This window comes from Xenorhabdus aichiensis (assembly GCF_028598775.1).
GTDB lineage: Bacteria > Pseudomonadota > Gammaproteobacteria > Enterobacterales > Enterobacteriaceae > Xenorhabdus > Xenorhabdus bovienii.
In genome coordinates this window covers 1-23,698 of record NZ_JAQRFO010000026.1, presented here as the reverse complement: position 1 = coordinate 23,698, position 23,698 = coordinate 1, and the positions used below count along the sequence as shown (strand labels likewise).

The following is a 23,698-nucleotide window of genomic DNA, read 5'->3' as shown; positions in this document are numbered from 1 at the left end:
CGCATGAAACCTGTAACACTCTGACGATAATGGAGGAAAGCAGCATGGTAGCGCACTCGGCAACATCAGTGTCTGCGCTTTCCCACGGTTTACTCTGCTGGCACGATATCGATTGGTGTCATGTTGAACAAACGGTGAGAGCACTACAGATCCGGATTGCGAAAGCGTGTAAGGCCAACAACTGGCGCAAAGTGAAAGCGTTGCAACGGATGTTGGTTCGCTCCCGAACCGCCAAATTTCTGGCGGTTCGGCGAGTGACTGAAAGTCGCGGCAAACGAACCCCCGGCGTTGACAGAAAATTATGGTCAACACCAGAAGCGAAGTGGAAAGCCGCCCAGACGTTAAAACGCCGGGGTTATCAGGCGAGTCCTCTTCGTCGGGTTTTCATCCCAAAATCAAAGGGTAAACATCGCCCTCTGGGCATTCCTACCCTGAAAGATCGCGCTACGCAGGCGTTGTATCTGCTGGCATTATCTCCTGTGGCAGAAACAACCGGTGATCCAAACAGCTATGGTTTCAGAGCAGAACGCTCAACGGCAGACGCAATGGCACAATTGTTTTGTTGCCTGTCGAAAAAACGTTCTCCACAATGGGTATTGGAAGCGGATATTAAAGGGTGTTTTGATCATATCAACCATGAGTGGCTGCTCGAACATATCCCTATGGATAAGAATGTGCTGTGCAACTGGTTAAAATCAGGTGTCGTGTATCAGGGGGATCTGGCAGCAACAGAGGAAGGAACCCCACAGGGTGGGATTATCTCCCCAACACTGGCGAATATGGTTCTGGATGGATTAGAAGCCTTGCTTAAGAAACACATCGGCAAGGAACGCGCCCGGATAAACAAGATCAATGTAGTGCGGTATGCAGATGACTTTGTAGTCACCTGCCGTTCGAAAGAAAGGCTGGAAGAGCAGGTTAAACCCTGGATTGAAGGCTTTCTGTCCGAACGGGGATTGACGTTGTCTAAGGAAAAAACACACATTACACATATAGATACGGGTTTTGATTTTCTGGGGTGGAATTTTCGCAAATACGACGGAAAGCTTCTGATCAAACCCGCCAAGAAGAATGTGCAAGCATTCTGTCAAAAAGTTAAGGAGACAATCACGGCCAATCGGGCGGCGAAGCAGGTGAATCTTATCCACATTCTTAACCGCCTACTGAAAGGCTGGGCACAGTACCATCAACCCGTGGTAGCCAAATCGACGCTTCATAAAGTGAATGCACAGATCTGGTTTATGCTCTGGCAATGGGCCAGACGGAGACATCAGAAGAAAGGAGCTCAATGGGTGAAAGATCGCTATTTTCACACCATAGGTAACCGGGACTGGGTCTTCGCCTCTGACGCAGAAAGTGGAACGAGGGAAGGGGTACTGTATGATATCTCAAGTATCCCGATACGACGCCATTTAAAGGTGAAGGGGAAGTACAATCCATTTGATCCGGCATGGGAACAAGAGGGTGAAATGTTGCGGACGAAACGGATGATGAATAAGCTCCGGTATCGTCGGCAAATATTCATTCTTTATCGCGAACAACAGGGACGTTGTGCGTTGTGTAAAATGCCAATCACTCAAGAAACAGGCTGGCAGGAGCACAATCTGGTGCCTCGCCATCGGGGCGGCAGAGATGTCATCGGAAACAGAGTATTACTCCATCCTTCTTGCCATAATGAGGTTCATGAGCGCGAATTTTCGGTCAACACGCTGGCCTGCTAAGCAGGTTTATAAAGGCTTGAGCCGTATGCGGTGAAAGTCGCTCGTACGGTTCTTAGAGGGCGGGTGCGTAGTAATACGTGCTCGCTACTCGACGATGTGCGCTGGATGCTGGAGTGCAAAACATTTTTTGTTTTGCACTCCAGCGTCAGCAGACAAGCCGCCCCGCGGCGCGTCAGTCTTTCAGGCTAATGCTGGTATTTTGACGGTGCATTCACCACCTGCGTCATCCATTCAAACCAGTCACACGCTTTACAGATACGGTTATCCTGCTTCGGGTCAAAATGGTAGTGATGATGCGAAATATCTTCACAATACCCGACAAACGGCTGATCGATACGGTGTAACTGAATCCTTGCGGCCTGCTCCTTAGATGCTGGAAAAAACGCGCCGCCAATTTCGGTAAACAGTTCGGTATCATCCAGCGGCGCATCACAGTGTTCGCAGTGGTTTATCCAGTGCTGCCGTTGTAGCGGCTGGCTGACGACTTTGCGAAGGCGGTGGTGAAAGCCAGGCAGCACGTTACGCATGAGGGTAGGAAGATCGGCGAGATAAAACAAGAACGCCGGTCTGTCCTGCTCGGTATAGTCAATTTCTGTGTTGGGTTCATCGTCGCTGTCCGCTTCCAGCAGCTTATGTCCGGCAGGCAGCATACAGGCCGTGACGGTGGTGTTTTCCTGACAGTGCGGGCAGGCTGTCTGAGTCTGGGCGAGATACCAGTATTCTGCATGGACATTGTAGAACGGCAGCCAGTTGATAAACGGCGTCGGGTCAATGCTGTTGTCGATATACCAGATTTGTTCGACGGCATCCCAGTGCGCACCCAGCTTCCGTGCCTGCTCGTATTCCTCATCAGGGACGCTTAAATCAATCCGCAGCATGTGTTTTCCTTCATTATTAAGTTTTGGCTGAATAAGTTAGCCAGACTATTTAGCTAATTTTCATCAAAGCATAAAGGGTTTATTGCTGATCTGCCCTAAAAAACCCCGCATCCTCGGCATCCTGAAATCCGTAACGAGGTGAATGTTTATGCACGGTTGCTTTTCCCTGTCCCGTTCTGCCTGTCTGCTGAGTCTAATCCTATTGTGTGTACCGCTTGCGCAGGCTGCCGAGAAAGACGAACTGGCGAGTGCAAAGCGTTTGATTGAGCAGGTACAGATAGCACTGGAGCGCGCAAGCCTCGCTGAAAAGCAGGCTGACATCTCAACACGTCCTCGTTATTACTTTGATTACCTCCGTATCAAAGCGGATCTCGACACCATCAAAGCCGGTATTGATCACTACCTGACCCCTTCCCGCGCCCAGCAGCAGGAATCAAACGTGTTATCCGGTCATTACCGTCAGGAACGCCCGTAATGACGGAGGCACAACGCACTGCCTTTACCGTGGCCTCGGGGCATTTTGATATCACTTTTCTGTATCTGGTTTGCGTCGGATTTTTCCTGGCCACCCTGTTTCTCTGGGCGGCCTGGGCCGCGGTGGATGTCTGGAACGGCTGGGCGAATGAAAAAGTACGTAACCAGACCATCAGCCAGTTTGCTATGCGAACCGCCATCTTACTGGTGGTTGCGGTCTGGATGTTTGCCAGCTGATGCAACGAACATAATGAACAAGGAATGGATTGAATATGAAGTCAATTTTTACTGTCTGTCGTCGTATCAGCACGAACCTGATAACCAGAATAAGCACCTTTCTTTTGCTGTTCGGTTTTTCCTGTGAATCCGCCTGGGCCGATTTGCCGGCTATCGAACCGCCAAAAAGTGGTGGCGGAGGCGGATTACTGGGACAGGTGAAAGGTTATGCCCAGGATGGCATCGTGATTGGCGGGCTGATCCTCTCAGCAGTGGCGTTCTTTAAGGTCGCTTCGGCGGCGGTTGAAACCTTTTCGGAAGTGCGGGACGGCAAAGCCACCTGGACACAGTTTGGCTCGATCATCGTGGTCGGCGTGGTGCTATTGGTTGCGGTGATTTGGCTGCTGGCGAAATCGGCCGGCATTATCTTTTGAGGTACTGCTGATGCAGACGATCCCGTTTTTACCCGATCGCTTAAATGCCGAACCGGTCGTATTTCGCGGATTCACCACACCGGAAATGGGGCTGGCCGCTTTGCTGGGGCTGGCATTCGGGTTGATGGTGAGCCTTCCTTTTATCCCGTTAGCTGGTTGGGTCATGATACCGACGGGTATGCTGTTCATGCCCTTGTTATTGATTAGTTTCGGCGGCCGCTGGCTCGCTCAGCTTAAGCGCGGCAAACCGGAACATTATCTCTGGCTGAAGCTGGAAGAGAAAAAGCGGCGAATGGGTATCGGTGATCCGGCATTGATTATTGCGGCTCAGGGCTGGTCGTTGCGTCGAAGCAGGCTGACTCATCGTAACGGGAGCCTGCGATGAGCCGATTTCGTCATGCGCTGAAAAACCGTGACCAGCATATCCTGACCCTGCGGCTTGCCTGCGGGGTGCTGATACTGGTCTTGCTGATTACGCTCACGGGCTGGATGGCCTCACCGCGTAGTCTCACCATCCATAATCCGCCGGACTTACGCAGCGGCAGCACCCGCCCGTGGTGGGAAGTGCCTGCGCCGAGTGTCTACAGTTTTGCGTTTTATCTTTTCCAGCAACTGAACGCCTGGCCGAAAAATGGGGCACAGGACTACCCGGCTAAAATTGCGGCCTTGTCGTCTTATCTGACCCCCGCCTGTCAGGATTTTTTGCAGGCGGATGCCAAAACCCGGGCCGACAGTGGTGAGCTGCTTGATCGGGTGCGGGTGGTGTATGAGATCCCCGGCCGGGGCTACGGGACGAAAAGTGTGACGGTGCGTAACCGGGATAACTGGGTGGTGCGGCTGGATTTGGTGGCTGATGAATATTATCACGCCGAATCTGTCAAACGGGCGCTGGTGCGCTATCCCCTGAAAGTGGTGCGCTGGGAGGGCGATGCGGAGCGTAATCCTTTCGGGCTGGCACTGGATTGTTACGACGGGATGCCGCAGCGTCTGGAAGCCATGCCGCAGCGTCTGGAAGCCATGCCGCAACCTGTGGAAGAGAAAAAGGGCGTGTTCCAATGAAAAGATATCAATCTTGCTCTTCTGCCTGTTTTTGGCTGGGGTTGGTCAGCCTTTTGTTGTTCAGCCTCGGGGCAAAGGCCGATGAACTGGTGAAATGGGAACGCATTCCGTTATCCATTGCCCTCAAAGTAGGACAGGAGCGGATTATTTTCGCAGACAGAAATGTCCGTGTTGGTTTGTCTCCGTCACTCAGCGATAAACTGCGGGTGCAGAGCGCAGGCGGGGCGATTTACCTGAAAGCCAGCCAATCTTTTCCGTCTACCCGTCTGCAATTGCAGGACAGTGAAAACGGCGAAATTATCTTACTGGATATTACCGCCACCAAAATGGGGTCAACGGAACCCGTCCGCATTCTTTATCCGGATGAAAAAAATTCTGCTCCAAAAGAGGGGTCACCGCATCAGAGAAAATCAGCACGTTCGGCTCCCGCGCCTGTGATATTAACCCGCTATGCCGCTCAGCAGCTTTATGCCCCGCTGCGTACCGTCGAGCCGGTTACGGGGATCCACCCGGTCAATCTGCATTTACCCGGATCCATCACGACACTCTACCCTTCAGAACCGATTGCGGTTTCCCCGCTGGTCGGCTGGGGTGTGCAAAATTACACAGTGGTAGCCCTGAAACTGCGTAATACGGCTAAACGCAACATCACGCTCGACCCACGGGCTTTGCAGGGGCAGTTTGTGGCAGCGACGTTTCAGCATCGCTGGCTGGGCAAAGCAGGGACACCGGAAGATACCACAGTGCTGTATCTTGTGATCCGAGGACAGCCGGATAATGCCTTTATCCCTGAGCCGGTAACGGTGAAACCGGGAGGCCGTCATGCAGGTTAAATCCAACAGTCTGGTGAAAATCCTGGTGCCGGTGGTGCTGATGGTCGGCGGGTTTATCGGCATCAAAAGTTGCAGCTCAACAGACAGTACCGCACCCAACACACCCCAGAATAATGTTCTGTCCACGTTGTCACCGGAGGAGTTACAGGCGCTGGGTGTCGGCGGTGATACGCCGGAAGATACCTTGCGTACGCTGGTGGGAACACTCAATAAAGTGCGGTCAGAGCAGCAACGCTTAGGTCAGCAGAATGCCGATATCCTGAAAGAAAATGACCAGTTAAAAAATCAGCGTCAGGATGTCGCCGGTCAGATAGACGCAGCGGTGGCAGCTATCCGGCAGGACGATGAACAGCGCCGGCGTGAATTACAGGATGAACAGCAGGGATTGCTGGCACAGATTGATTTACTGACAGAACGGCTGAATTCAACGCCTTTGTCTGCGCCGGACAGTCCGATACCACTTGGGTCGGGAAGTATTCCGTATTCTGCCAATTCAGGCACAGGGCAGAATGAACTTATCTGGATAACACCCGCCGATGAAAAGCCCGCAGACATACAAACCCCCGGCAGTGGAAAAGCCACGGCGCAGTTCCCGGCCTCTTTTTTAAGTGAACAACCTGCTACCGGGCAAAATAAACCCCAAAGCCCATCGCTTCAAAACCCATCAAAGGAAGAAAATGAACAGCCAATCTATACCCTGCCTGAAAATGCCACGTTAGTCGGTAGTCAGGCCATGACCGCATTATTAGGCCGTGTCCCTGTAAATGGGACAGTGACCGACCCTTATCCTTTCAAAATTCTTATCGGTAAAGACAACCTGACGGCCAACGGCATTGAACTGCCGGAGGTGGAAGGGGCGGTGGTGTCCGGCTCGGCCAGTGGTGACTGGACACTCTCCTGCGTGCGTGGTCAGGTTAATTCCATCACGGTTGTCTTTCAGGACGGCACGGTGCGTACCTTGCCGGGGGCAGGGCAAAACACCCACGGCAGTGCGAACGGCATCGGCTGGCTGTCCGATGAAAACGGCATTCCCTGTATCAGCGGTGAACGCAAATCCAACGCCGCCACTTATCTGCCGACATTGTTTGCGCTCTCGGCCATGAATTCGGCCGGCGATGCCCTGAGTGAAAGTCAGCGTACCGCCCAGACCAACGGCACAGGCGGTATCACGACCGCGTTAACGGGCAATGCCGGACAGGCCGCATTAGGCAAAGCGATGTCAGGTGGCATGAATGACATGAGTGAATGGCTCAAACAGCGCTACAACCAGACGTTTGATGCGGTTTACGTCCCGCCCGGTGCCCGTGTTGTGGTGCATATCACACAACGCCTGGCGATTGATTATGAAACGGAAGGACGTAAGGTGCGCTACGGCGTGAGTGAGCCAGCCCAACGTGATAATCAGGAAGCATTAGATTAATGGAAAAGACCCCTTCTCAGTGGATATTCAGTGCGGGTTCCCCGTATTGCCTGCAAGTGTCGGTGATGTCACTGACTGAACCCGCACGGGTGCAGCTTTACTGGCGTGCGGTGCGCAAAAAAGAGTGTCGGTTGTATCTCTCAACCGACAGAAAATGTCAGCCGTTGAGTGACGGTGATTTTACTGTCTTCCGCCTGACCGAAACCCAGTGGCAGGCAGTGGTTGACGGTAAAGTCAGCATGGCGCCTGAACAGTGGGTACCTTTGCCTTTTACCTTATCAGAGCTGGCGGTACACCCGGAATTTGCCACGTTTACCGTCCTTGGCACCCCGGAGGCTGCCGTATGCGGAAAATAAAATATTATTGGCTATTGGGGTTGGCAGGGCTATTAGTCGGATGTACCACTTCGAAAGACGCCTTACTCCCTGCCGGAAAGCAGACAGTACTGGCAATGTGGCAGGGGAATAAGGCAGGTCATGCCACCGAATCGGCAAGGGAAACACTGCGCCGTTCTTTAACTGTATCTGAACGGCTCAGGGCACTGGAAGAACCTTATCATTACAGCCGTTCGGCAGCGCAGGAAATCAGCCAGCAATTTCCCCGCTTACCCAATCCCGATATGGTGATGTATGTTTTTCCGCATCTGGTCGCTGGCAATACGCCGATACCGGGTTACAGTACAGTATTCCCGTTTTATCAGCAGGTACAGTATGCCCTGCCGGGTGAACGCACGGAGGCACTGTAATGGAAAAACTCAAGGCACTGAACCGCCCCGGCAAGCTGTGTGAAGCGGATGAAGCCGCCATTTATCAGGCCAATCCTTCTATTATTGATTACCTGCCCTGGGTGGAATATCTGGAAAAAGAACAATGCCTGCTGCTGGATGACGGGATTTCCGTCGGCGCGGTCTATCAGATTGAATCCATTGCTACCGAAGGCCGTCCCGCTGAGCGGTTGACTGAAATCCGGGATCAACTGGAAGATGCGATCCAGGACAGTCTGGAAGAAGATGATATTTCGCCGTGGGTGGTGCAGTTTTTTTGTCAGGATGAAGATGATCCTGCTGACTATCTCAACACCTTGCGGGGCTATGTGAAACCCTGGGCACAGGGAACACTGTTTACTGACGCCTTTCTGGCGGAATCTGAGCATCACCTGAACAGCATTGCCCGGCCTGACGGGATATTTCAGGACAGCTTAATCACCGGGCAACCGTGGCGGGGCCAGCAGCGCCAGACCCGCATGGTGGTTTACCGGTGGCTGCCTGACGGGCGCAGATCCCCTGTCAACCATCTGACCTTATCGGCGGTGGCTGCGCTCAATCAGGTCTGCGAGCGGCTGGTTTCATCACTGGCTTCTGCCGGTGTGATTGCCCGCCGACAACATGGCGGGCAGATCCACCGTTGGTTGCTGCGTCATTTTAATCCGGTGCCGGATTGGGGGATGGCAAAAGCCGATTTTTACCGTACCGTCAGTTATGAAGCCCCTACACAATCGGATCTCCCCGTCAGTAATGACTTTGCCGAAAGCCTGTGGTTCACCCCGCCGGTGTCTGATCCCGACGCGGGCGTCTGGTGGTTTGACGGGTTGCCGCATAAAGCGGTGCTGGTTGAGCGTCTGCGCCGTCCGCCGGAACCGGGAACACTGACAGGCGAAGTGAAACGGGGCGACAATATCAATGCCCTGATGGACATGATGCCGGCAGGGACGGTGGTTTCGCTGACCATTGTGGCGCAGGCACAGGACAGACTGGAAGAGGACTTTACCCGGCTGTCGAAAAATGCGGTGGGAGAAAATACTGAATCGCTGCGCGTCCGGCAGGATGTGCAGGAAGTGAAGGAACTTCTGGGGCGGCGGCATAAATTGTACCGCAGTGCGCTGGCCTTTCTGGTGAGGGGCAAGGATCTGGATGATATAAACCACCGGGTGCATCAATTATCCTCCACCCTGCTGACAGCAGGATTACAGCCCGTCCGGCCGGAATTCAGTGTGTCACCGCTGAATGCCTACTTACGGGCACTGCCGATGTGCTTTAACCCGCAGAAAGACAAAAAACACTGGTACAGCCGCCTGACCTGGGTACAGCATCTGGCCGGGTTATTGCCGGTGACAGGCCGTTCGACCGGCACCGGGCATCCGGGGTTCAGTTTCTTTAACCGGGGCGGGGCACTGCTGACCTTTGATCCGATGAACAAACAGGATCGCACCCAGAATGCCCATTTACTGCTGTTTGGTCCGACCGGCGCGGGGAAATCCGCCACACTGTGCGCCTCGTTGATCCAGTTAATGGCAGTACACCGGCCGCGTCTGTTTATTGTGGAGGCGGGAAACAGTTTTGGCTTGCTGGCCGATTACTATGAAAGTCTGGGGCTGACGGTCAATAAAATCGGTATCAGACCGGGTTGTGGCGTCAGTCTGGCACTGTTTGCCGATGCCCATCAACTGCTGCAACTCAGTCCTGAGCAATTGCGCATTAACGAAGCTGATATTCCTGATACCGATGAACAACAGGAAGAGGAAGCTGATGAACAGCGCGATATTCTGGGCGAAATGGAAATTGCCGCCCGACTGATGATCACCGGCGGTGAGAAAAGAGAGGAAGAGCGTCTGACCCGCTCTGATCGGGGTTTAATTCGTGAGGCCATTATGCAGGCGGCACAGACCAGCTTTGACGAGTCCGGCCAGATGGTGGCGTCAGACTTACAAAATGCGCTTTATGCCATCGCCCGTCATCACCAGCAGGATGAGCACGGTCAGCCTTTAATTACTGCACACCGGCGGGCACGGGCGGATGAAATGGCCAGCGCCATGTCGATGTTTACACAGGGGTTTGAGGGAGAATTATTTAACCGTCCCGGTACGCCGTGGCCGGAAGTGGATGTCACCTTGATTGATTTGGGGACACTGGCGCGGGAGAATTACTCGGCGCAGATGGCACTGGCGATGGTCTCGCTGATTAACAAAGTCAATAACCTGGCTGAACGGGATCAATATCAGGATCGCGAACTGCAACTGGTGATTGATGAAGGGCATATCACCACCACCAATCCACTGTTATCACCCTATATGACTAAAGTGGTCAAAATGTGGCGTAAACTCGGCGCCTGGCTGTGGCTCGCCACACAAAACTTAGCGGACTATCCTGACACCGCCGAAAAGATGCTGAATATGGCCGAATGGTGGCTGTGTCTGACCATGCCACCCGATGAGGTGGAGCAAATCGCCCGCTTTAAGAAGCTGACTGAAGAGCAGAAAGCGGTGCTGCTCTCTGCCAGTAAATTACCCCGTTGTTATACCGAAGGCGTGGTGCTGGCAAAGAAAATCGAAGCCTTATTCCGGGTTGTACCCCCGAGCCTGTATCTGGCGCTGGGCATGACAGAAAAAGAAGAAAAAGCCGAACGGCGGGCATTGATGCGGGAACATCAGTGCAGTGAACTGGAAGCTGCGGTATGGGTGGCCAGAAAAATGGATGTTACGCGGGGATTGAAGGTTAATTCTGTAGAACACTGAACATTACATTTAGCTCATTGAGTAATAATGCCAATGGTGGCAGGTTGATGCGCTATCCCAGCACGATGGCCGGGATAGCGTTCAGGTTAGTCTTCGTATTTGAAGTCGACATTGAGCTTCATTTTTTCCACATCCACGGTCACTATACAGCCTGACCAATGCGGCGGTTGCTTCAAATGGATGTTTTCTACAAAAAATTGCCTGAGTGAAACTAACAATTCTCTAATTCTTTCATTTGTTAACCCATCGTTCTCTTGAGGGGAAAACCAATTCATCTCATCAGCTGAGTTAATATAATCATATTTAAACTGACAGCAATCTCCCTCAGGAGATAATTCTGTATCCATTATGATTTTTTTTGCATCATCAGGCGCTGAATTGTATAGTAACTGACCTATTTCAGCATATATTTTATCGTCTAAACTCATCATTTACCTTTTGCTGTCTGTATTTAAGGAATAACTTTATGCGATGGATGGAAGTGTTTTCAGATCAATCTTCGTATTTGAATTCTATATTAATTTTCATCTTCTTAAGATCAACAGTGACCAAACAGCCAGACCATGAGGGATGATCATTAGTCAGGTTATTTTCTACGTAGTATTTACGCAGCATTGCTAAATTTTCTATAAGCTCTCTATCTGTTTTTGGTGATGGGGGTAAATACCACTTTTTACACCCACTTTCATCAATATAGTCATATAGAAACTTCACATGATCATTTCCGGGAGATAACTCTGCATCCAGTAAAATCGTCTGTGCATCATCAGGAGCCGCTTCATATAATATACGACCAATTTCTGAATAAAGTTCATCATCATTTATCATTATTGACTTCCTGATACATTTCTAAACTATTCATTAATTATCTCCTTGTTTATAATTATGTAATTTTTACAATGAGAAAAAGAATTAAACGCAGTAGCTGAGCTGTTTTTTCGGCATGTTACCTTTTTCATCATCAATGAAAAGGGTAACAGTCAGTGTTGCAAAAATTCCAATTCTCTCTGTCCAATAACGCGAATTTTCTGATTATCGGCCTGTTGAGTCTATTGCTTAGTTTTCAGGGGCAGGCCACGTCAGAACAGAAAAACGAAGGTAATCTTTCTGCCCACAAACTGGCTGACATCGCCTCACAATTAGGGCAGCAACTTCACCAATCGCAATCCCCCACCGACGCCGCACAATCAATCGCTGCTCAGCAGCTGTCATCGGCAGTCACTGCCACATTAACCCCGTGGCTCAACCAATTAGGCAATGCCCGGATATCACTCCCTTTTGATCACGCTTTTTCGTTAAAAGAAGCCGTGCTGGATTGGATGCTGCCGTGGTATACCACCCCGGGCTATACCGCATTCAGCCAGTGGGGAGTTAAAGCCGGGCACGGTCAGACGACCACCCATCTTGGTATGGGATACCGCTATCTGGCTGATAACTGGCTCTGGGGGGCTAATACGTTCTGGGATGCTGAGTGGCCAGCTCAACATCATCGCTACAGTATCGGGGCAGAAGCGTGGCGCGATAACTTCAAACTCTCTGCCAACCTTTACCGGCGCTTATCCGGCTGGAAAACGTCCCGAAAAGTCACCGATTATGATGCGCGTCCCGCCAATGGCTGGGATATCCGGGTAGAAGGCGGGTTACCCGTGTTGCCGCACTGGGGCGGGCAGGTGGTGTTTGAACAATACTACGGGCAGCAAGTGGATTTATTCGGTGACAGCAGACGTCAGTACAACCCCTACAGCCTGACGGCCGGGCTGACATACACGCCGGTGCCGTTAGTTACATTGGGCGCGGATTTTCGGCACGGGAAGCAGGATCACCGGGATAACCGTTTTACGCTGGCACTTAATTACCAGCTGGGCGTCCCCCTGGCACAACAGCTTGATCCCAACGCAGTCGCGCCGTTACGCAGCCTGACATTCAGACGGACAGATTTTGTCAACCGGGAGCATAATATGGTGCTGGACTACCGCAAGCAGACGCTGATAACATTGGACTTTCCCGTTCAGCTTAAAGGCGATGCAGGCAAAATCATCACCTTTACGCCACGAATTACCTCCAAATATCCCCTTGCGCGTTTAGAACTCCGGGCTGATGAATTACAGCAAGCGGGCGGTAAAATTATTCACCAGACGCCTGACAAAGTTAGGCTGCTTTTGCCAAAAGCAGCCGATAAAATAATCCGGCTTTCCGGTATTGCCATTGACAGGCACGGCAATCGTTCCCGGCCATCGGAAACCACCCTTTTTATCCAGCCGACGGAAACCCATGTGCAGGTTACCGCAAACCGGACGCAGGCAAGGGCGGACGGTCAGGACAGTGTGATGTATACCGTGATGGTGAAAGATCGTGACGGTGAACCTGTTCCCGATCAAACGGTGAGCTGGTCAAGTGACAAAGGCAAACTTTCACAAACCACACAGAAAACCGATGCACAGGGACTGGCGGCGGTGTTGTTGAGCAGCCATTATGATGGGGAGCATAGCGTACAGGTCTCGGTCGGTGATAATGTCACCGTGGCCCTGCCGGTGCACTTCAGCGCGGTATTGAAACTTGTTATCACCGCAGACAAAACACAGGTCAGAGCCAATGGTCAGGATGCAGTGACGTTTACCGTCACCGTAAAGGGTGCTGCTGGCGTTCCCGTTCCTCAACAGTCCGTTAAGTGGCAAACCAGCCGGGGCAAGTTCCTGACCTTGTCGTCAACAACCAATAATCACGGGCAGGCCACCGCCGCATTAGTCAGTTTACCCTCTGGTATCGCAGAGGTGTCGGTGACTATCGGTGAAGAAACGCTTATGGCATCACCGGTTGAATTTTTACCTGCACTGACCCACACGTTGACCTGTGACAAAAGTACGGCCATTGCTGATGGACAGGACAGTGTGCTTTGCACGGTTGACGTGCGTGATGCGGCTGACCAGCCGATGGTGGGGAGGGAAATCGTGTGGTCAACAGATCATGGACAGATTGGCGATGAACAGGTTATCACCGACAGCAGGGGAAAAGCCCGGGCACGGGTTATCAGCCGGAAAGCCGGTGTCGCCCGTGTCCGCGCTGACATATCAGGTACCATCATCACGGCGGACGGGGTCACGTTTAAACGTCAGTTGCAATCCGTTATCATCGCGGATAAAACCCACGCCAACGGAAACGGGCAGGAAGCTATCGTGCTGACCGCGATTGTTGAAGATGCGCTGGGGTTACCGGTTGAAAACCAGGCTGTCATCTGGCACACCGACAGCGGTGTCCTGTCATCAGCAGAGACCCGAACCGACTCGCAAGGGGTGACACAAATTCAACTGACCAGCACTGTTGCCGGTGAACATCGGGTATGGATTCAGGTTGATGATAAGACGGTGACTGCCCCGGCGCTCTGGTTTGATGACGTGCTGACATCAACCCTGCATGCAGATAAAACCCGCATGATTGCCAATGGTCAGGATAGCGTCATATTGACCGTGACGGTGAAAAACCTGACCGGACAACCCGCCGTCGGTATCCCTGTCTGGTGGCGCTCGGACAACGGTCACTTTACAGACGCTCAGATTGAAACCGATGAAAACGGTGAAGCCCGTGCGACACTGAGCAGCCAGAAGGCAGGCACAGCTTCAGTAACAACCATTATTGATGACCAGGAAGTTATCTCGCCAACGGTGGAATTTATCCCGCCATTACGTATTGCCGATACCGTTGCCGTTGACAGTCAGGGCGGTAATGCCAACCAGAAATCCTTTGGCACCCGGGGGCCTTCAGTTTTCTGGCGTGGCGCGAAATTCCGCATCATCATCGCCGATAATACAGGCCGGGTGAACTGGCAGAGTGATTCTCCGGCAGTCACGGTATCCGGTGATACGGTGGTCGTACAGCAACGTCCTGATGGTGTGAGACTGACAGGTACCGATGAAGCAGGGCAGCAGGTGGTACTGACCTTAACAAGCGATACCTGGTTCGAGCGTTCAGGCATAACGAAAGATTTTTATTTTAATGCAACGCAAATTTGCCAATCACTCGGCAGCCAGATTGCGCCCAAATATGCACTTGAACGGCTTTATGAAGAATGGGGAAATTTTTATCACTATGAAGGCTGGGTGAGGGAATTTTATGTGGTTTCCACGGATTATCTTTCTGCCAGTTCTGGTTCAATGGATGCGCAGACAAAATGGGCATTCTGGGCAGAATCGGATAGCTGGATGCGAAATGCCTGGCATCGGCTGGCATTTGCGTGTGGTGGGTAGCATTTATCTATTATAGATGAGGCAGGTGGCTGTATTAAGCAGCCACATATCGACAATACCTTCATAATCATCGGGAGTTACTATACTGAATAAACCATTCTGATAGTTGTTCTAACCTTCAAATTTTCAATAATTAAGTAAATTATCAGGTAGCCTACCTCTCCATTTTTCTATTGCTCCAAAGGGTACTGTTATATGCTGAGTAGCCTCTCCAAATTCTTCAATAAAGTAACCGAAATTATCATCACGCATTATTTTTCCCCTTACCCCGACATAATTCTAACATAAGAAAATAAGTGGCTTTTTATACAGCCACCTTAGTCAATAGATAAATATCAGCGAAATAGAAAATCAAATTTCAAATATATCAGGATCATCGAATTGGCGAAGAATATCGAGGTGGATGTGCATATCTAATTTCCTGACATTTTCAAGTTTGATTTCGCCGCCTAAAACAATGGCGGGTTCAAAACCAAATATTTCGTGCTCTCCTAATAGGCCGTATTTTTCTACGGATTTGGAAAAAATACCTGTTTTTGCGCTGCCTTTTAAATCAATATCGTCGATTGATTTCACAGCAAAAAAAGAAGATATATCGTGATCTAATTCTTTCTTTTCTTTTTTATAAGCTCTTTGGGGAGAATAAAAAAAGGTATTAAAAACACAATCAAGTGTTAAATTAATTCCGGTTTGTTCGCCGCAGAGGTAAAGTTTACCAAAACCACTTCTGGCGATGACGTGGTAAGAGTCCATTGATTCGAAAGGGGTATCTTCTAACCACATATCAACAATATCTTCATAATCGTCAGGATTGACAATACTAAACATACCATCTTGATAACTATTCCATCCTTCATGTTTCCAGTAATACAATAATTGTCCCGGAAGTTTTCCCACCCATTTATCTATAGATTCAGATGGTACAGGCCTATGTTGGGTTGCTTCTCCCAAATCGTCAATGAAGCATTCAAAAAATTCATCTCGCATTATTTTTTCCCCTTACCCCGACATAACTCTAATTGAACGTTCATTTTAGCGTCACCTAACCCGCTGTCAATTGCCTCTTTAGCAGCATTATCTAATGATTTTATTCGTTTTCCTCTCCAGCTACCTCCTATGGCACTGTTAATTCCAGTATCACCCATCTTCTTAGGTGCATATTGACCATAACCACCTGCAACCATGTCTGGTTCGTGCAGTGCAGCCAATCCATCGAATATCTCGTCTGCTTTGTTTTGTGATATTATTTTAGCTTCTTTTACTGAGGTTCCTTTTTTTATCTGGCTGTTAAATATATTTATTTTTATTTCACCTTTCGCACTGTCTCTAAAGTCTTCCTGTGCTTTCCCTGCCAAGCTATTCCGCTTATTCTTCTTATAAGCATCCCGTGCAATTTTAAACTCTTCAGGCGACATATTATTAATGGCATCCTGCTGTCTGCGCAGTTGTGCAGAATATTCTTTCAGGAATGCCTGACGTTCTTTCTCTGTTTTTAATCGCTTATAGCGTTTGCTGTTATAAGGATTAAAACACGGAACTTTAGTTAGTTTAGCCCCCTTAACTTTCCCGCCTTTTTTTTCTGGCTCGTTAGGCTTGCCTGCGCTCTCCTTCGGTTTTTCAACCTTATTCACTGTTTTTTTCTTTCCCTCTTTGGCGGTCACTTTTTCAATTGCTTTACCTATATTCTTAACGCCCCCGACTATGCCTTTAACGACACCTTTAACCGCTCCTTTCGGGTTCAGATCAGCCAGTACCGCACCGAGTTCCTGCTCCGGATTGTCTAATGTCACCCTGAGTTCATCAAGATTACCGGTGGCTGCTCTTCCTCTGGCCTCTTCAGCGGCTTCCGATAACACCTTTGCCTGCCCTTTATTGCCAAAAATATCATGCCACCTTGCCGCGTCTTCCATGGCACGTGCCGCCTCCAGTTGGGCAGCCGGATACGCAAGTTCCGCGATATCAACCCCAAAATTCCAGGTATCTTTTGCCGCGCCTTTACCCATTTCAGCAGCGCTTTTCCCTGCCTCAACAACCACGTTTTTCGCGCTGTCATACACCTGACTGGCGAAATTTTTTTCGTTCTGTGGGCCGGGCTTGAGTATCGGACTTGCTTCACCGGGCGCTTTCGTGACCTGAGGCGGTTGTCCGACAATTTCACCTATCGTGTTGCCTTCCCCCGTCGGGGCATCATTGCGCGCCTTTTGTTCCAGCAAGGGTTTATCACTCACCGTGGGCGGTGTTTTTTTGGTTTTTTTGCCATAACCGTCTCCTTATGCGCCGTTCATCCAGAATTTGTCACCGTGCCGCAGCAGAAGTTTATTGCCTGCCCGGACACTTTTTGAGTGCTCTTTAGGATGGCACTTGCCTCCCACGGTGCCGCTTTTGATGCCATTGGCGACGCCGGGCTGGTCGCCCAGTGTCTGCGGCACAAAACTTTGTGCGAAAACCACCATGGGTTTGCCGTTTGCCCGCACGGATTTGACCGGCACAGAGCTTTCCGCCAGTTTGGCCACCACCGGATAGGGAATGGGCGGCGTTGATGCACCCATCGGCGTTTTGCACACATCCGGCACAATGCTGACGACCATCCATTGCGTTGCTGTTCGGGCGAAATAGTTATCAGCCATAGTGCAACTCCTTGCCATCGCCTAAATCGACCCTGACCAGGGGAGCATCCGGATTCATCTCAAACCGGGCTTCCATCAACCGGATGGACTCGTCCATTTCAGCGTGGTAACGATAGGTCATGGAAAGTGTGAGCGCTTCGTTGTCGATAATTAAGGTATCCGGATACATCAGATCAGGTAACATTTCGCCATTCAGCATTCACAGCAGAATATGGTTTGATGACGTGCTGACATCAAACCTGTGTGCAGATAAAACCCGCATTATTGCCAATGGCCAGGATAGCGTCACATTAACGGTGACGGTGAAAAACCTGACCGGACAGCCCGCTGCCGGTATTCCTATCTGGTGGCGTTCAGATAACGGTCACTTTGCAGACGCTCAGATTGAAACCGATGAAAATGGAGAAGCCCGCGCGGCACTGATCAGCCAGAAGGCAGGCACAGCTTCAATAACAGCCATTATTAATGACTAGGAGGTTATCTCACCAACGGTGGAATTTATCCCGCCATTACGTGTTGCCGATACCGTCGCCGTTGACAGTCAGGGCGGTAATGCCAACCTGAAATTCTTTGGTACCCGTGGACCTTCAGTTTTCTGGAGTGGGGCGAAATTTCGCATTATCACCGCAGATAATACGGGCAGAGTGACTCCCCTGCGATCACTGTATCCGGTGATCGTACAGCAACGTTCTGATGGTGTGAGACTGACGGGAAACGATGAAGCAGGACAACAGGTGGTACTGACCTTCCGCTAGCTACCATATCTGGTTCATGTAACGTAGATACATCTTAATCCGTGTTCGGAAGTTATCGGTAATTGTCAATATCGTTACCAGCATGTGTGACTCCTACCTGATTTTTTTAATCTATTTTTTGAGTAGGCAAACAAATTTTAATAAAAAATTCGCTTTGTAAAAAGCTTACTATAATTATGTCACATAGTAAGCTTTTTTTGATTATATTTAGTATGGGTCATAGAGATTGAATTTATGAGTTTTTGGAATATGTCCATTCATAATATCTGCTTTATCTTTTCATTTTATTGATGCGAAATGTCTTATAACATGTTAGTTACATATTATGTTGCCTTGTATTTTCATATATGATAAATCTGTAACTGCATGGTATTAACTAACTATGGTGGTATTAACAACAAGGGGATATATAAATCATGAATGTTCATTTTGAGTCGGTGTTTTCAATTGTAAAAAACTCGATTGTATTGTCATTTATATTTTTTGTAGTAGCATGTTTATATATAAGAATTAAATCAAGGTCAGGATTTTCTATATTTAATAGATTGTGGTTGTTTGTTATTAAACATAAAGAGAGATCTGAAAATAACCTGATTAATAAAATAATTGAGATAGAGGAATTTAATTTTTTCTATAATACAAATGCTGTATCTATAAATCAAAAAGAAAAGTTTGAATCTTGGATAGATAAATATGAATTGGATTTCAAAATTATATCAAAGCTTGGAAGTAATCTAGATATAGAAAGATTAAAAATAAAAAAGGTTGAGAAATTTCACCCAGTTATCATTTTTTTATTTTTATTCTCTATTTTTATATGGTTACTAATATTTCTGACTATAGCATTAAAACCAGCTGGTTTGATAAAAATAAATGATGACGGGTGGTTTTGGTTTAATAAAAATGAAGCTATAGAATATAGTTTATTTGCCAAAAGAAAAAACGTATGGATTGTTACTCCTGAAACGTGTAGCCAAAAGGATTTAATATTGAATAAGGTCACTACTGAAACAATAAATGTAATATGTGATTCTTTTTATAGTGAAAAACCTTTGAAATATATAGATAGATTAATAAAGGAACAAAGATGGTTATTTGGTATAACGACAGCGTTTTTGTTTGTATTTATTTTGTATTTAATAAAAAATATCCAGTCTTTACTGTCTACGTATGATGCAAGGAAAATGATTTTATTAAAAATAAAGAAATACAGAAAAAAATAAGATAATATAGTCATTAAATTATTTGATTAAATCAGTGGCAGTTTAGACCCAAAGATGATACGGTTTTAACCCGTATCATCTTTGGGTCTATGACGATGTCGATTACAGCTGGATTAATATTTATATTTGTGTAATGCTATTCAAGTGGCTGTATAAACAGTCATTTGAAGAAGGAAATTAATTATATATGATGGTATGACTAAAATTCATGTATATCAGGTTCAATCAGGTTCAGAAAATTGTCGAAAAATATCCAAATGAATATGTATATTCAATTTTATCACATTTTCAAGTTTAATTTCATCAATTAAGACAATGGCGGGTTCAAAACCAAATATTTCATATTCATTCAATAGACCATAATTTTCTATGGCTTTTGAAAAAACACCTGTTTTTGATTCTCCGGTTAGGTCAAGTGAATCTGTATTTTTACTTGAGAAAGAAGTGGAAATATCAAAATCCAACTCTTTTTTTATTTTCTTGGAAGAGTCTTCTTTATCATAGAAAATAGTATTAAAGATATATTATATTGATAATATTTTGTCAGTCTTTGTCCACAGGGATAAAGCTCACCAAAACCGCTTCTGGCGATAACATGATATGAATCCATTGACTCAAAGGGTGTGTATTCCAGCCACATATCAACAATATCTTCATAATCGTCAGGATGTACAATACTGAATAAGCCATTTTGATAATTGTTCCAGCCTTCTATTTTCCAGTAATACAATAGCTGTCTGGGTAACTTTTCCAGCCATTTCTCTATAGATTCGGTAGGTACAAATCTATGTTGAGTTGCTTCTCCCTATTTCTTTATAAAATACTCAAAATCTTTATCACGCATTAATCATTCCTCTTCTTACGTTTTCGGGGCTTTTTTTTATTGTCTCGGCACACTTCTAATTGAACGTTCATTATGATCTGAGTTGTATCGTTCTCAAGTTAGACGAAATAAAGCAAGCTACAATGAGAGTTAAGCGGAGAGTCAGGCTAACTTCCGCTTGTGTAATTTTATGTTAATGTCAGGCACGCAGTTTATTCTGACTGGCAATCAGTTTTGCCCCGCAGGCTGTACTCATACCTTCCAAGGCAATCTGTTTGCCCTGATACTTTAAAGAATCGCTCCCCTCTACTATCGGAAATGTATCTTCACATTTTGGGCAAGTAACTAAATCACCTTTGCCTGCAATAGGAATGCCCTGATAAACATAACCATCAATGGCGGTGATCACTTTACCACCATGATCGGTTGTATCGTTTAACAGGATAACTGGTTTATTTGACATATTTATTTCTCCGCAATTTTCTACAATATTTCTATGTTATTGAAGAAATATTTTAAAATAATATTTAGTTTTCTTTTCCATTTCTATGATTAGTAAATCAATATCAGAATAATATTGATTGAATAACCTTATATTTAAGTGAGACAAGAAAATATCCTGATCAAACTTATGCCCTAATAAAAACATTATTAAGGTTAAAAACGCCGAGAAATTAGCATTTTTTATGCCATACTGATTCGATTTTTCAACGCCAAATTGGATAAGTTTTTTAATATCATTCTGTTTAATATATTGATATTTTTGCGGATACAGAGATTTCAACAACGCATCTACATTACTTTCATAGGTATTCCATTGAACATTTAAGCGTTCAATATTGATATTTTGAAATTTAAGTATACTGGTTTTCAGGTATTCATCTTGTTCGCCATGTACTTCATTCAAATATCGAGTGACTTCATGATAAAGCAGACTTGTCTTTTCTAATTGCCCAAGATGGGAGTGATTATCAAGGATTGTTTTTATCCATGTGTATTGCGGGTCAGCCTGAAATTCCGTACCAAACAAAATAAGCATATCAATATAAAACTGAACGGCACCACGTTGATCAAATCTATCGTTTTTAGATTTTTCTACTGCGTTTTCCAGTGCTGTTCTTAAGCCATCTTTACCTAATTTTATTTCAAGATAGGGATAAGATTCATTACAATGTTTTACCAATTCATCAATATAAGCATTGAATGAATGTTTTTTTAGAATATTCCATTGGTCTTCATTAAATTCTATTGTCATAGTTATGATATCTCCGATCATAAAAGCTAATACTTATAGCCGCTGGTAAAATATATTTTTCATCATATTGAAAATACCAGCAACTATAGTTTTTAAAATTTATTGTTTGTATGAATCAATTTTTCCTACAAGATAATCTCTGTATGTCATGATATCTTTATTGTACTTATGCCATTCACCTTCCCTGTAAACAGAATCGTAATGATCGTATACATACTCATTTTCATATATCCTTCTCATCACTAATAGTTCATATTTTTTTTCTTTATAAGGAAATTTAATTAAAAAGAAATCTAACACTGGTTTCAATGATTCTTTGTCAAACTTTGTGTATATATATTCATAGTTCATTTTATCTTGCATTAAATGTAAGAATTTTATAGCTTCCATATCTTTCAATACATTGAGTTCAGAGAATTTTCTTGAACTATCAATTTCATCCTGTAATGTCATTGTGATATTCAGAGTATTCAGATTTTTAATAGGTATAAATTTATTATTAATTAGATAGGTATCATGGACTTTAATATATTGTGATGATTTTAGCCATTCACTGGCATCGAACCAAACTTTTTTGCTAGGAAATTCAGACGAATTCTCATCATATGAAGTAACCCTAACATACATCTGATATTTTTGTATATACATATGATAACCCCCTAAAAAAAATAAAATTAAGACTACTACAATAGACACTATTGTGATGATTTTTTGTTTTAGCAAACTCATAAAGTCCACTCTATTGGTTTATAATCTTGTAGACCATTTTTCAATCCTTTTGGTGAATCTCCTGTCCCCGGCAATCGCCAAGAACCATTCGGTTCAATAGGGCCACCACCATGATCTTCGTTATATTCTCTTGTCTTAACACCCTCAACTCGCTTTTTCATTATATCATAATCATTAGGTTTTTCTGGTGGTTTGGCATTTTTATTCCCTTTAGCCAATGCATATTTATAAGCTCTATTAGCAGCCTCATACTTATCAATTATTGAATTATATTTTTTTTCCTCTTCAGCTCCATAAATGCCCACATATGTAGAACGTTTTTCAAAAGCTTTGACCTCAACATCCCAGGTATTTGCCATTCGTTGTGCGGGACTTTTAATCTGTCCTGCATCAGGTATCCCTGTAAAATCTCCAGGCCACCCGTTATCAATTGAAATACCCGCCCGGCAAGCATAAGTCGTTATTTTAGCATCGAAATCAAATACCGACTCATAGACCTTTTCAATCTCCTTTGGTCCAAACAACCCGTCCTCTACATTCTCCCCTTTATAATGAAAAGTGGCATAATCAATGATGCCATGACTGAAGATCACCATCTCCTTAATAAGTCTTTTCTTTTCTTTTCTCTGATTTAGAAAGTCAATAAGTCCTTGTTTGTTTTTCACATAAATAATACGTCCGCCTAATTTCTTTGTGTAATCATTAATCCTCTCAATATCCTTTTGTGTGTATCCCTGTTGAAATACCACCATAATACGTTGCACAGCATGATCTTGACTTGCCTTAGGGAAAAGCGGCAACTGATGTAATCCAGAATTAATAAAACGGTACTGATTTCCAGGTGATTCTGTAAAGAATTCCTGATTCGTAATTGTTCTCTTAGCTGCTCCCAAGCTAAGTTCATGGGGCGCTGTTCTGGCACCTATCACGGCAATATAATCATAACCACTGATATAAGGTTTTTCAGTGGTTGGATCATTGGTATTCGTAATCAGGCTGATCTTTCTTTCTTCAAGTTCCTTTAATGAACCAAAATTCCCGCCCCTTCTTTCATAACTTTTAGCTAATTTGCCGACCAGTACGGTCACTTCTTCGGGCTGGCGGGTCATGATACGGTCGGTTTCACCTTTTCCATTTGTCTTACCAAACCCTCTGGCGGGGATGGAAATAAATGCATAAGGAACATTACTCACATTAACCTGATTATCAATCGGCAATAATTTGACCTGATGACTGAATTTTTGGTTGCATTTCACGCCCGGATCACCCACTTTTCCCGAACAATTGGGAACGTTAACAGGGTGAGTGACTTTACTTTTTTCCTTCTCAATATTTTTGGATGCTTTGTTTTTCAAATCGGATAAGACTGAAGCGATACTGTTTTTGTCCATAGCGATTATTTTCCTTGATATCTGACTGCAACAAGGCAAGCGGTGGTGGTGTTAATGTTTCGTTCTATGACATTCAGTAAATTAATTAACTTATTCCTCTGCGCTTGGC

At 46.4% G+C, this 23,698-nt stretch carries 28 protein-coding genes and 1 pseudogene; 15 read left to right on the top strand and 14 right to left on the bottom strand.

Translation table 11 applies throughout. The annotated features are described in order from the left end of the window. The first annotated feature begins 44 nt into the window (after positions 1-44). Positions 45-1,721: a group II intron reverse transcriptase/maturase gene (gene ltrA / locus PSI22_RS12565; RefSeq protein WP_273580063.1), complete on the top strand. Its 1,677-nt coding sequence runs from the start codon at positions 45-47 to the stop codon at positions 1,719-1,721. A 185-nt stretch (positions 1,722-1,906) separates the two neighbouring features. On the opposite strand, the gene PSI22_RS12560 is transcribed toward ltrA, so the two are convergent. Continuing rightward, positions 1,907-2,599 carry a DUF5710 domain-containing protein gene (locus tag PSI22_RS12560; protein WP_273580062.1) on the bottom strand — a complete coding sequence of 231 codons (693 nt, stop codon included), beginning with the start codon at positions 2,597-2,599 and terminating at the stop codon, positions 1,907-1,909. A gap of 148 nt (positions 2,600-2,747) precedes the next feature. Between PSI22_RS12560 and PSI22_RS12555 the strand changes: the two genes are divergently transcribed. Genes PSI22_RS12555 through PSI22_RS12510 form a run of 10 tightly spaced genes read left to right on the top strand, consistent with a single transcriptional unit; the run spans position 2,748 to position 10,545 of the window. Beyond that, entirely contained in the window at positions 2,748-3,074 is a 327-nt protein-coding gene (locus PSI22_RS12555; RefSeq protein ID WP_046336178.1) for an integrative conjugative element protein, RAQPRD family, read from the top strand. Next, positions 3,074-3,310 carry a TIGR03758 family integrating conjugative element protein gene (locus PSI22_RS12550; RefSeq protein ID WP_012989740.1) on the top strand — a complete coding sequence of 79 codons (237 nt, stop codon included), beginning with the start codon at positions 3,074-3,076 and terminating at the stop codon, positions 3,308-3,310. Before PSI22_RS12555 ends, PSI22_RS12550 begins: the two co-directional genes overlap by 1 nt. 35 nt (positions 3,311-3,345) lie before the next feature. Continuing rightward, a complete protein-coding gene (locus PSI22_RS12545; protein ID WP_273580061.1) occupies positions 3,346-3,723 on the top strand; it encodes a TIGR03745 family integrating conjugative element membrane protein in 378 nt (125 codons plus the stop codon). Between the two features lie 10 nt (positions 3,724-3,733). Beyond that, positions 3,734-4,108, top strand: coding sequence for a TIGR03750 family conjugal transfer protein (locus tag PSI22_RS12540; RefSeq protein WP_038181466.1), 375 nt, complete (start codon positions 3,734-3,736; stop codon positions 4,106-4,108). After that, a complete protein-coding gene (locus tag PSI22_RS12535; protein ID WP_273580060.1) occupies positions 4,105-4,782 on the top strand; it encodes a PFL_4703 family integrating conjugative element protein in 678 nt (225 codons plus the stop codon). The genes PSI22_RS12540 and PSI22_RS12535 overlap by 4 nt, the downstream gene beginning before the upstream one ends. Next, positions 4,779-5,615, top strand: a complete 837-nt coding sequence (locus PSI22_RS12530) for a TIGR03749 family integrating conjugative element protein (protein ID WP_273580059.1) — start codon at positions 4,779-4,781, stop codon at positions 5,613-5,615. Before PSI22_RS12535 ends, PSI22_RS12530 begins: the two co-directional genes overlap by 4 nt. Continuing rightward, positions 5,605-7,035: a TIGR03752 family integrating conjugative element protein gene (locus PSI22_RS12525; RefSeq protein ID WP_273580058.1), complete on the top strand. Its 1,431-nt coding sequence runs from the start codon at positions 5,605-5,607 to the stop codon at positions 7,033-7,035. The genes PSI22_RS12530 and PSI22_RS12525 overlap by 11 nt, the downstream gene beginning before the upstream one ends. After that, positions 7,035-7,391 carry a hypothetical protein gene (locus PSI22_RS12520; protein ID WP_273580057.1) on the top strand — a complete coding sequence of 119 codons (357 nt, stop codon included), beginning with the start codon at positions 7,035-7,037 and terminating at the stop codon, positions 7,389-7,391. The genes PSI22_RS12525 and PSI22_RS12520 overlap by 1 nt, the downstream gene beginning before the upstream one ends. After that, on the top strand, positions 7,379-7,780 hold the full coding sequence (locus PSI22_RS12515) for a TIGR03751 family conjugal transfer lipoprotein (RefSeq protein ID WP_038203082.1): 402 nt from the start codon (positions 7,379-7,381) through the stop codon (positions 7,778-7,780). The genes PSI22_RS12520 and PSI22_RS12515 overlap by 13 nt, the downstream gene beginning before the upstream one ends. After that, on the top strand, positions 7,780-10,545 hold the full coding sequence (locus PSI22_RS12510; protein WP_273580056.1) for a conjugative transfer ATPase: 2,766 nt from the start codon (positions 7,780-7,782) through the stop codon (positions 10,543-10,545). The genes PSI22_RS12515 and PSI22_RS12510 overlap by 1 nt, the downstream gene beginning before the upstream one ends. A gap of 86 nt (positions 10,546-10,631) precedes the next feature. On the opposite strand, the gene PSI22_RS12505 is transcribed toward PSI22_RS12510, so the two are convergent. Next, complete coding sequence (locus PSI22_RS12505; RefSeq protein ID WP_230579611.1) at positions 10,632-10,976, bottom strand: hypothetical protein; 345 nt, start codon at positions 10,974-10,976, stop codon at positions 10,632-10,634. A 61-nt stretch (positions 10,977-11,037) separates the two neighbouring features. After that, positions 11,038-11,373, bottom strand: a complete 336-nt coding sequence (locus tag PSI22_RS12500) for a hypothetical protein (RefSeq protein WP_273580055.1) — start codon at positions 11,371-11,373, stop codon at positions 11,038-11,040. A gap of 155 nt (positions 11,374-11,528) precedes the next feature. Here PSI22_RS12500 and PSI22_RS12495 point away from each other — a divergent pair, with 155 nt between their 5' ends. Beyond that, positions 11,529-14,786, top strand: coding sequence for an Ig-like domain-containing protein (locus PSI22_RS12495; protein ID WP_273580054.1), 3,258 nt, complete (start codon positions 11,529-11,531; stop codon positions 14,784-14,786). A 126-nt stretch (positions 14,787-14,912) separates the two neighbouring features. Here the strand turns inward: PSI22_RS12495 and PSI22_RS12490 are convergent, their stop codons facing one another. The 5 genes from PSI22_RS12490 to PSI22_RS12470 all read right to left on the bottom strand — a co-directional run bounded on the left by PSI22_RS12490 (position 14,913) and on the right by PSI22_RS12470 (position 17,597). Then, positions 14,913-15,038, bottom strand: coding sequence for a hypothetical protein (locus PSI22_RS12490; RefSeq protein WP_273580053.1), 126 nt, complete (start codon positions 15,036-15,038; stop codon positions 14,913-14,915). 99 nt (positions 15,039-15,137) lie between these two features. Further along, positions 15,138-15,773 carry a GAD-like domain-containing protein gene (locus tag PSI22_RS12485; RefSeq protein WP_273580052.1) on the bottom strand — a complete coding sequence of 212 codons (636 nt, stop codon included), beginning with the start codon at positions 15,771-15,773 and terminating at the stop codon, positions 15,138-15,140. Further along, positions 15,773-17,014: a polymorphic toxin type 15 domain-containing protein gene (locus tag PSI22_RS12480; protein ID WP_273580051.1), complete on the bottom strand. Its 1,242-nt coding sequence runs from the start codon at positions 17,012-17,014 to the stop codon at positions 15,773-15,775. Before PSI22_RS12480 ends, PSI22_RS12485 begins: the two co-directional genes overlap by 1 nt. Before the next feature lie 42 nt (positions 17,015-17,056). Beyond that, positions 17,057-17,431, bottom strand: coding sequence for a DUF4150 domain-containing protein (locus PSI22_RS12475; protein ID WP_230579738.1), 375 nt, complete (start codon positions 17,429-17,431; stop codon positions 17,057-17,059). Then, positions 17,406-17,597 carry a hypothetical protein gene (locus PSI22_RS12470; RefSeq protein ID WP_273580050.1) on the bottom strand — a complete coding sequence of 64 codons (192 nt, stop codon included), beginning with the start codon at positions 17,595-17,597 and terminating at the stop codon, positions 17,406-17,408. Before PSI22_RS12470 ends, PSI22_RS12475 begins: the two co-directional genes overlap by 26 nt. A 40-nt stretch (positions 17,598-17,637) precedes the next feature. Here PSI22_RS12470 and PSI22_RS12465 point away from each other — a divergent pair, with 40 nt between their 5' ends. From PSI22_RS12465 to PSI22_RS12455, 3 genes are all read left to right on the top strand, one after another. Beyond that, positions 17,638-17,886: an Ig-like domain-containing protein gene (locus PSI22_RS12465; protein WP_038209232.1), complete on the top strand. Its 249-nt coding sequence runs from the start codon at positions 17,638-17,640 to the stop codon at positions 17,884-17,886. Positions 17,887-17,904: 18 nt separating this feature from the next. Further along, positions 17,905-18,168, top strand: coding sequence for a hypothetical protein (locus PSI22_RS12460; protein ID WP_273580049.1), 264 nt, complete (start codon positions 17,905-17,907; stop codon positions 18,166-18,168). Between the two features lie 416 nt (positions 18,169-18,584). After that, on the top strand, positions 18,585-19,391 hold the full coding sequence (locus PSI22_RS12455; protein ID WP_273580048.1) for a DUF6216 family protein: 807 nt from the start codon (positions 18,585-18,587) through the stop codon (positions 19,389-19,391). A 221-nt stretch (positions 19,392-19,612) separates the two neighbouring features. On the opposite strand, the gene PSI22_RS12450 is transcribed toward PSI22_RS12455, so the two are convergent. The 6 genes and pseudogenes from PSI22_RS12450 to PSI22_RS12430 all read right to left on the bottom strand — a co-directional run bounded on the left by PSI22_RS12450 (position 19,613) and on the right by PSI22_RS12430 (position 23,589). After that, positions 19,613-19,855, bottom strand: coding sequence for a T6SS immunity protein Tdi1 domain-containing protein (locus tag PSI22_RS12450; RefSeq protein ID WP_051869190.1), 243 nt, complete (start codon positions 19,853-19,855; stop codon positions 19,613-19,615). Between the two features lie 8 nt (positions 19,856-19,863). After that, positions 19,864-20,181: pseudogene (locus PSI22_RS21510) on the bottom strand (GAD-like domain-containing protein); the annotation flags it as partial. Positions 20,182-20,413: 232 nt separating this feature from the next. Further along, positions 20,414-20,677 carry a PAAR domain-containing protein gene (locus PSI22_RS12445; RefSeq protein WP_038209223.1) on the bottom strand — a complete coding sequence of 88 codons (264 nt, stop codon included), beginning with the start codon at positions 20,675-20,677 and terminating at the stop codon, positions 20,414-20,416. 36 nt (positions 20,678-20,713) lie between these two features. Beyond that, entirely contained in the window at positions 20,714-21,469 is a 756-nt protein-coding gene (locus PSI22_RS12440; protein WP_273580047.1) for a hypothetical protein, read from the bottom strand. Between the two features lie 99 nt (positions 21,470-21,568). Further along, positions 21,569-22,117, bottom strand: a complete 549-nt coding sequence (locus PSI22_RS12435) for a hypothetical protein (protein WP_273580046.1) — start codon at positions 22,115-22,117, stop codon at positions 21,569-21,571. A 77-nt stretch (positions 22,118-22,194) separates the two neighbouring features. After that, positions 22,195-23,589 carry a hypothetical protein gene (locus PSI22_RS12430; protein ID WP_273580045.1) on the bottom strand — a complete coding sequence of 465 codons (1,395 nt, stop codon included), beginning with the start codon at positions 23,587-23,589 and terminating at the stop codon, positions 22,195-22,197. Between the last annotated feature and the right edge of the window lie 109 nt (positions 23,590-23,698).

What these genes read in the sequence shown, in the direction of transcription:
- ltrA (WP_273580063.1), top strand. Translation starts at nt 45, where the DNA reads ATGGTAGCGCACTCGGCAACATCAGTGTCTGCGCTTTCCCACGGTTTA.
- PSI22_RS12560 (WP_273580062.1), bottom strand. Translation starts at nt 2,599, where the DNA reads ATGCTGCGGATTGATTTAAGCGTCCCTGATGAGGAATACGAGCAGGCA.
- PSI22_RS12555 (WP_046336178.1), top strand. Translation starts at nt 2,748, where the DNA reads ATGCACGGTTGCTTTTCCCTGTCCCGTTCTGCCTGTCTGCTGAGTCTA.
- PSI22_RS12550 (WP_012989740.1), top strand. Translation starts at nt 3,074, where the DNA reads ATGACGGAGGCACAACGCACTGCCTTTACCGTGGCCTCGGGGCATTTT.
- PSI22_RS12545 (WP_273580061.1), top strand. Translation starts at nt 3,346, where the DNA reads ATGAAGTCAATTTTTACTGTCTGTCGTCGTATCAGCACGAACCTGATA.
- PSI22_RS12540 (WP_038181466.1), top strand. Translation starts at nt 3,734, where the DNA reads ATGCAGACGATCCCGTTTTTACCCGATCGCTTAAATGCCGAACCGGTC.
- PSI22_RS12535 (WP_273580060.1), top strand. Translation starts at nt 4,105, where the DNA reads ATGAGCCGATTTCGTCATGCGCTGAAAAACCGTGACCAGCATATCCTG.
- PSI22_RS12530 (WP_273580059.1), top strand. Translation starts at nt 4,779, where the DNA reads ATGAAAAGATATCAATCTTGCTCTTCTGCCTGTTTTTGGCTGGGGTTG.
- PSI22_RS12525 (WP_273580058.1), top strand. Translation starts at nt 5,605, where the DNA reads ATGCAGGTTAAATCCAACAGTCTGGTGAAAATCCTGGTGCCGGTGGTG.
- PSI22_RS12520 (WP_273580057.1), top strand. Translation starts at nt 7,035, where the DNA reads ATGGAAAAGACCCCTTCTCAGTGGATATTCAGTGCGGGTTCCCCGTAT.
- PSI22_RS12515 (WP_038203082.1), top strand. Translation starts at nt 7,379, where the DNA reads ATGCGGAAAATAAAATATTATTGGCTATTGGGGTTGGCAGGGCTATTA.
- PSI22_RS12510 (WP_273580056.1), top strand. Translation starts at nt 7,780, where the DNA reads ATGGAAAAACTCAAGGCACTGAACCGCCCCGGCAAGCTGTGTGAAGCG.
- PSI22_RS12505 (WP_230579611.1), bottom strand. Translation starts at nt 10,976, where the DNA reads ATGATGAGTTTAGACGATAAAATATATGCTGAAATAGGTCAGTTACTA.
- PSI22_RS12500 (WP_273580055.1), bottom strand. Translation starts at nt 11,373, where the DNA reads ATGATAAATGATGATGAACTTTATTCAGAAATTGGTCGTATATTATAT.
- PSI22_RS12490 (WP_273580053.1), bottom strand. Translation starts at nt 15,038, where the DNA reads ATGCGTGATGATAATTTCGGTTACTTTATTGAAGAATTTGGAGAGGCT.
- PSI22_RS12485 (WP_273580052.1), bottom strand. Translation starts at nt 15,773, where the DNA reads ATGCGAGATGAATTTTTTGAATGCTTCATTGACGATTTGGGAGAAGCA.
- PSI22_RS12475 (WP_230579738.1), bottom strand. Translation starts at nt 17,431, where the DNA reads ATGGCAAGGAGTTGCACTATGGCTGATAACTATTTCGCCCGAACAGCA.
- PSI22_RS12470 (WP_273580050.1), bottom strand. Translation starts at nt 17,597, where the DNA reads ATGTTACCTGATCTGATGTATCCGGATACCTTAATTATCGACAACGAA.
- PSI22_RS12455 (WP_273580048.1), top strand. Translation starts at nt 18,585, where the DNA reads ATGAATGTTCATTTTGAGTCGGTGTTTTCAATTGTAAAAAACTCGATT.
- PSI22_RS12445 (WP_038209223.1), bottom strand. Translation starts at nt 20,677, where the DNA reads ATGTCAAATAAACCAGTTATCCTGTTAAACGATACAACCGATCATGGT.
- PSI22_RS12440 (WP_273580047.1), bottom strand. Translation starts at nt 21,469, where the DNA reads ATGACAATAGAATTTAATGAAGACCAATGGAATATTCTAAAAAAACAT.
- PSI22_RS12435 (WP_273580046.1), bottom strand. Translation starts at nt 22,117, where the DNA reads ATGTATATACAAAAATATCAGATGTATGTTAGGGTTACTTCATATGAT.
- PSI22_RS12430 (WP_273580045.1), bottom strand. Translation starts at nt 23,589, where the DNA reads ATGGACAAAAACAGTATCGCTTCAGTCTTATCCGATTTGAAAAACAAA.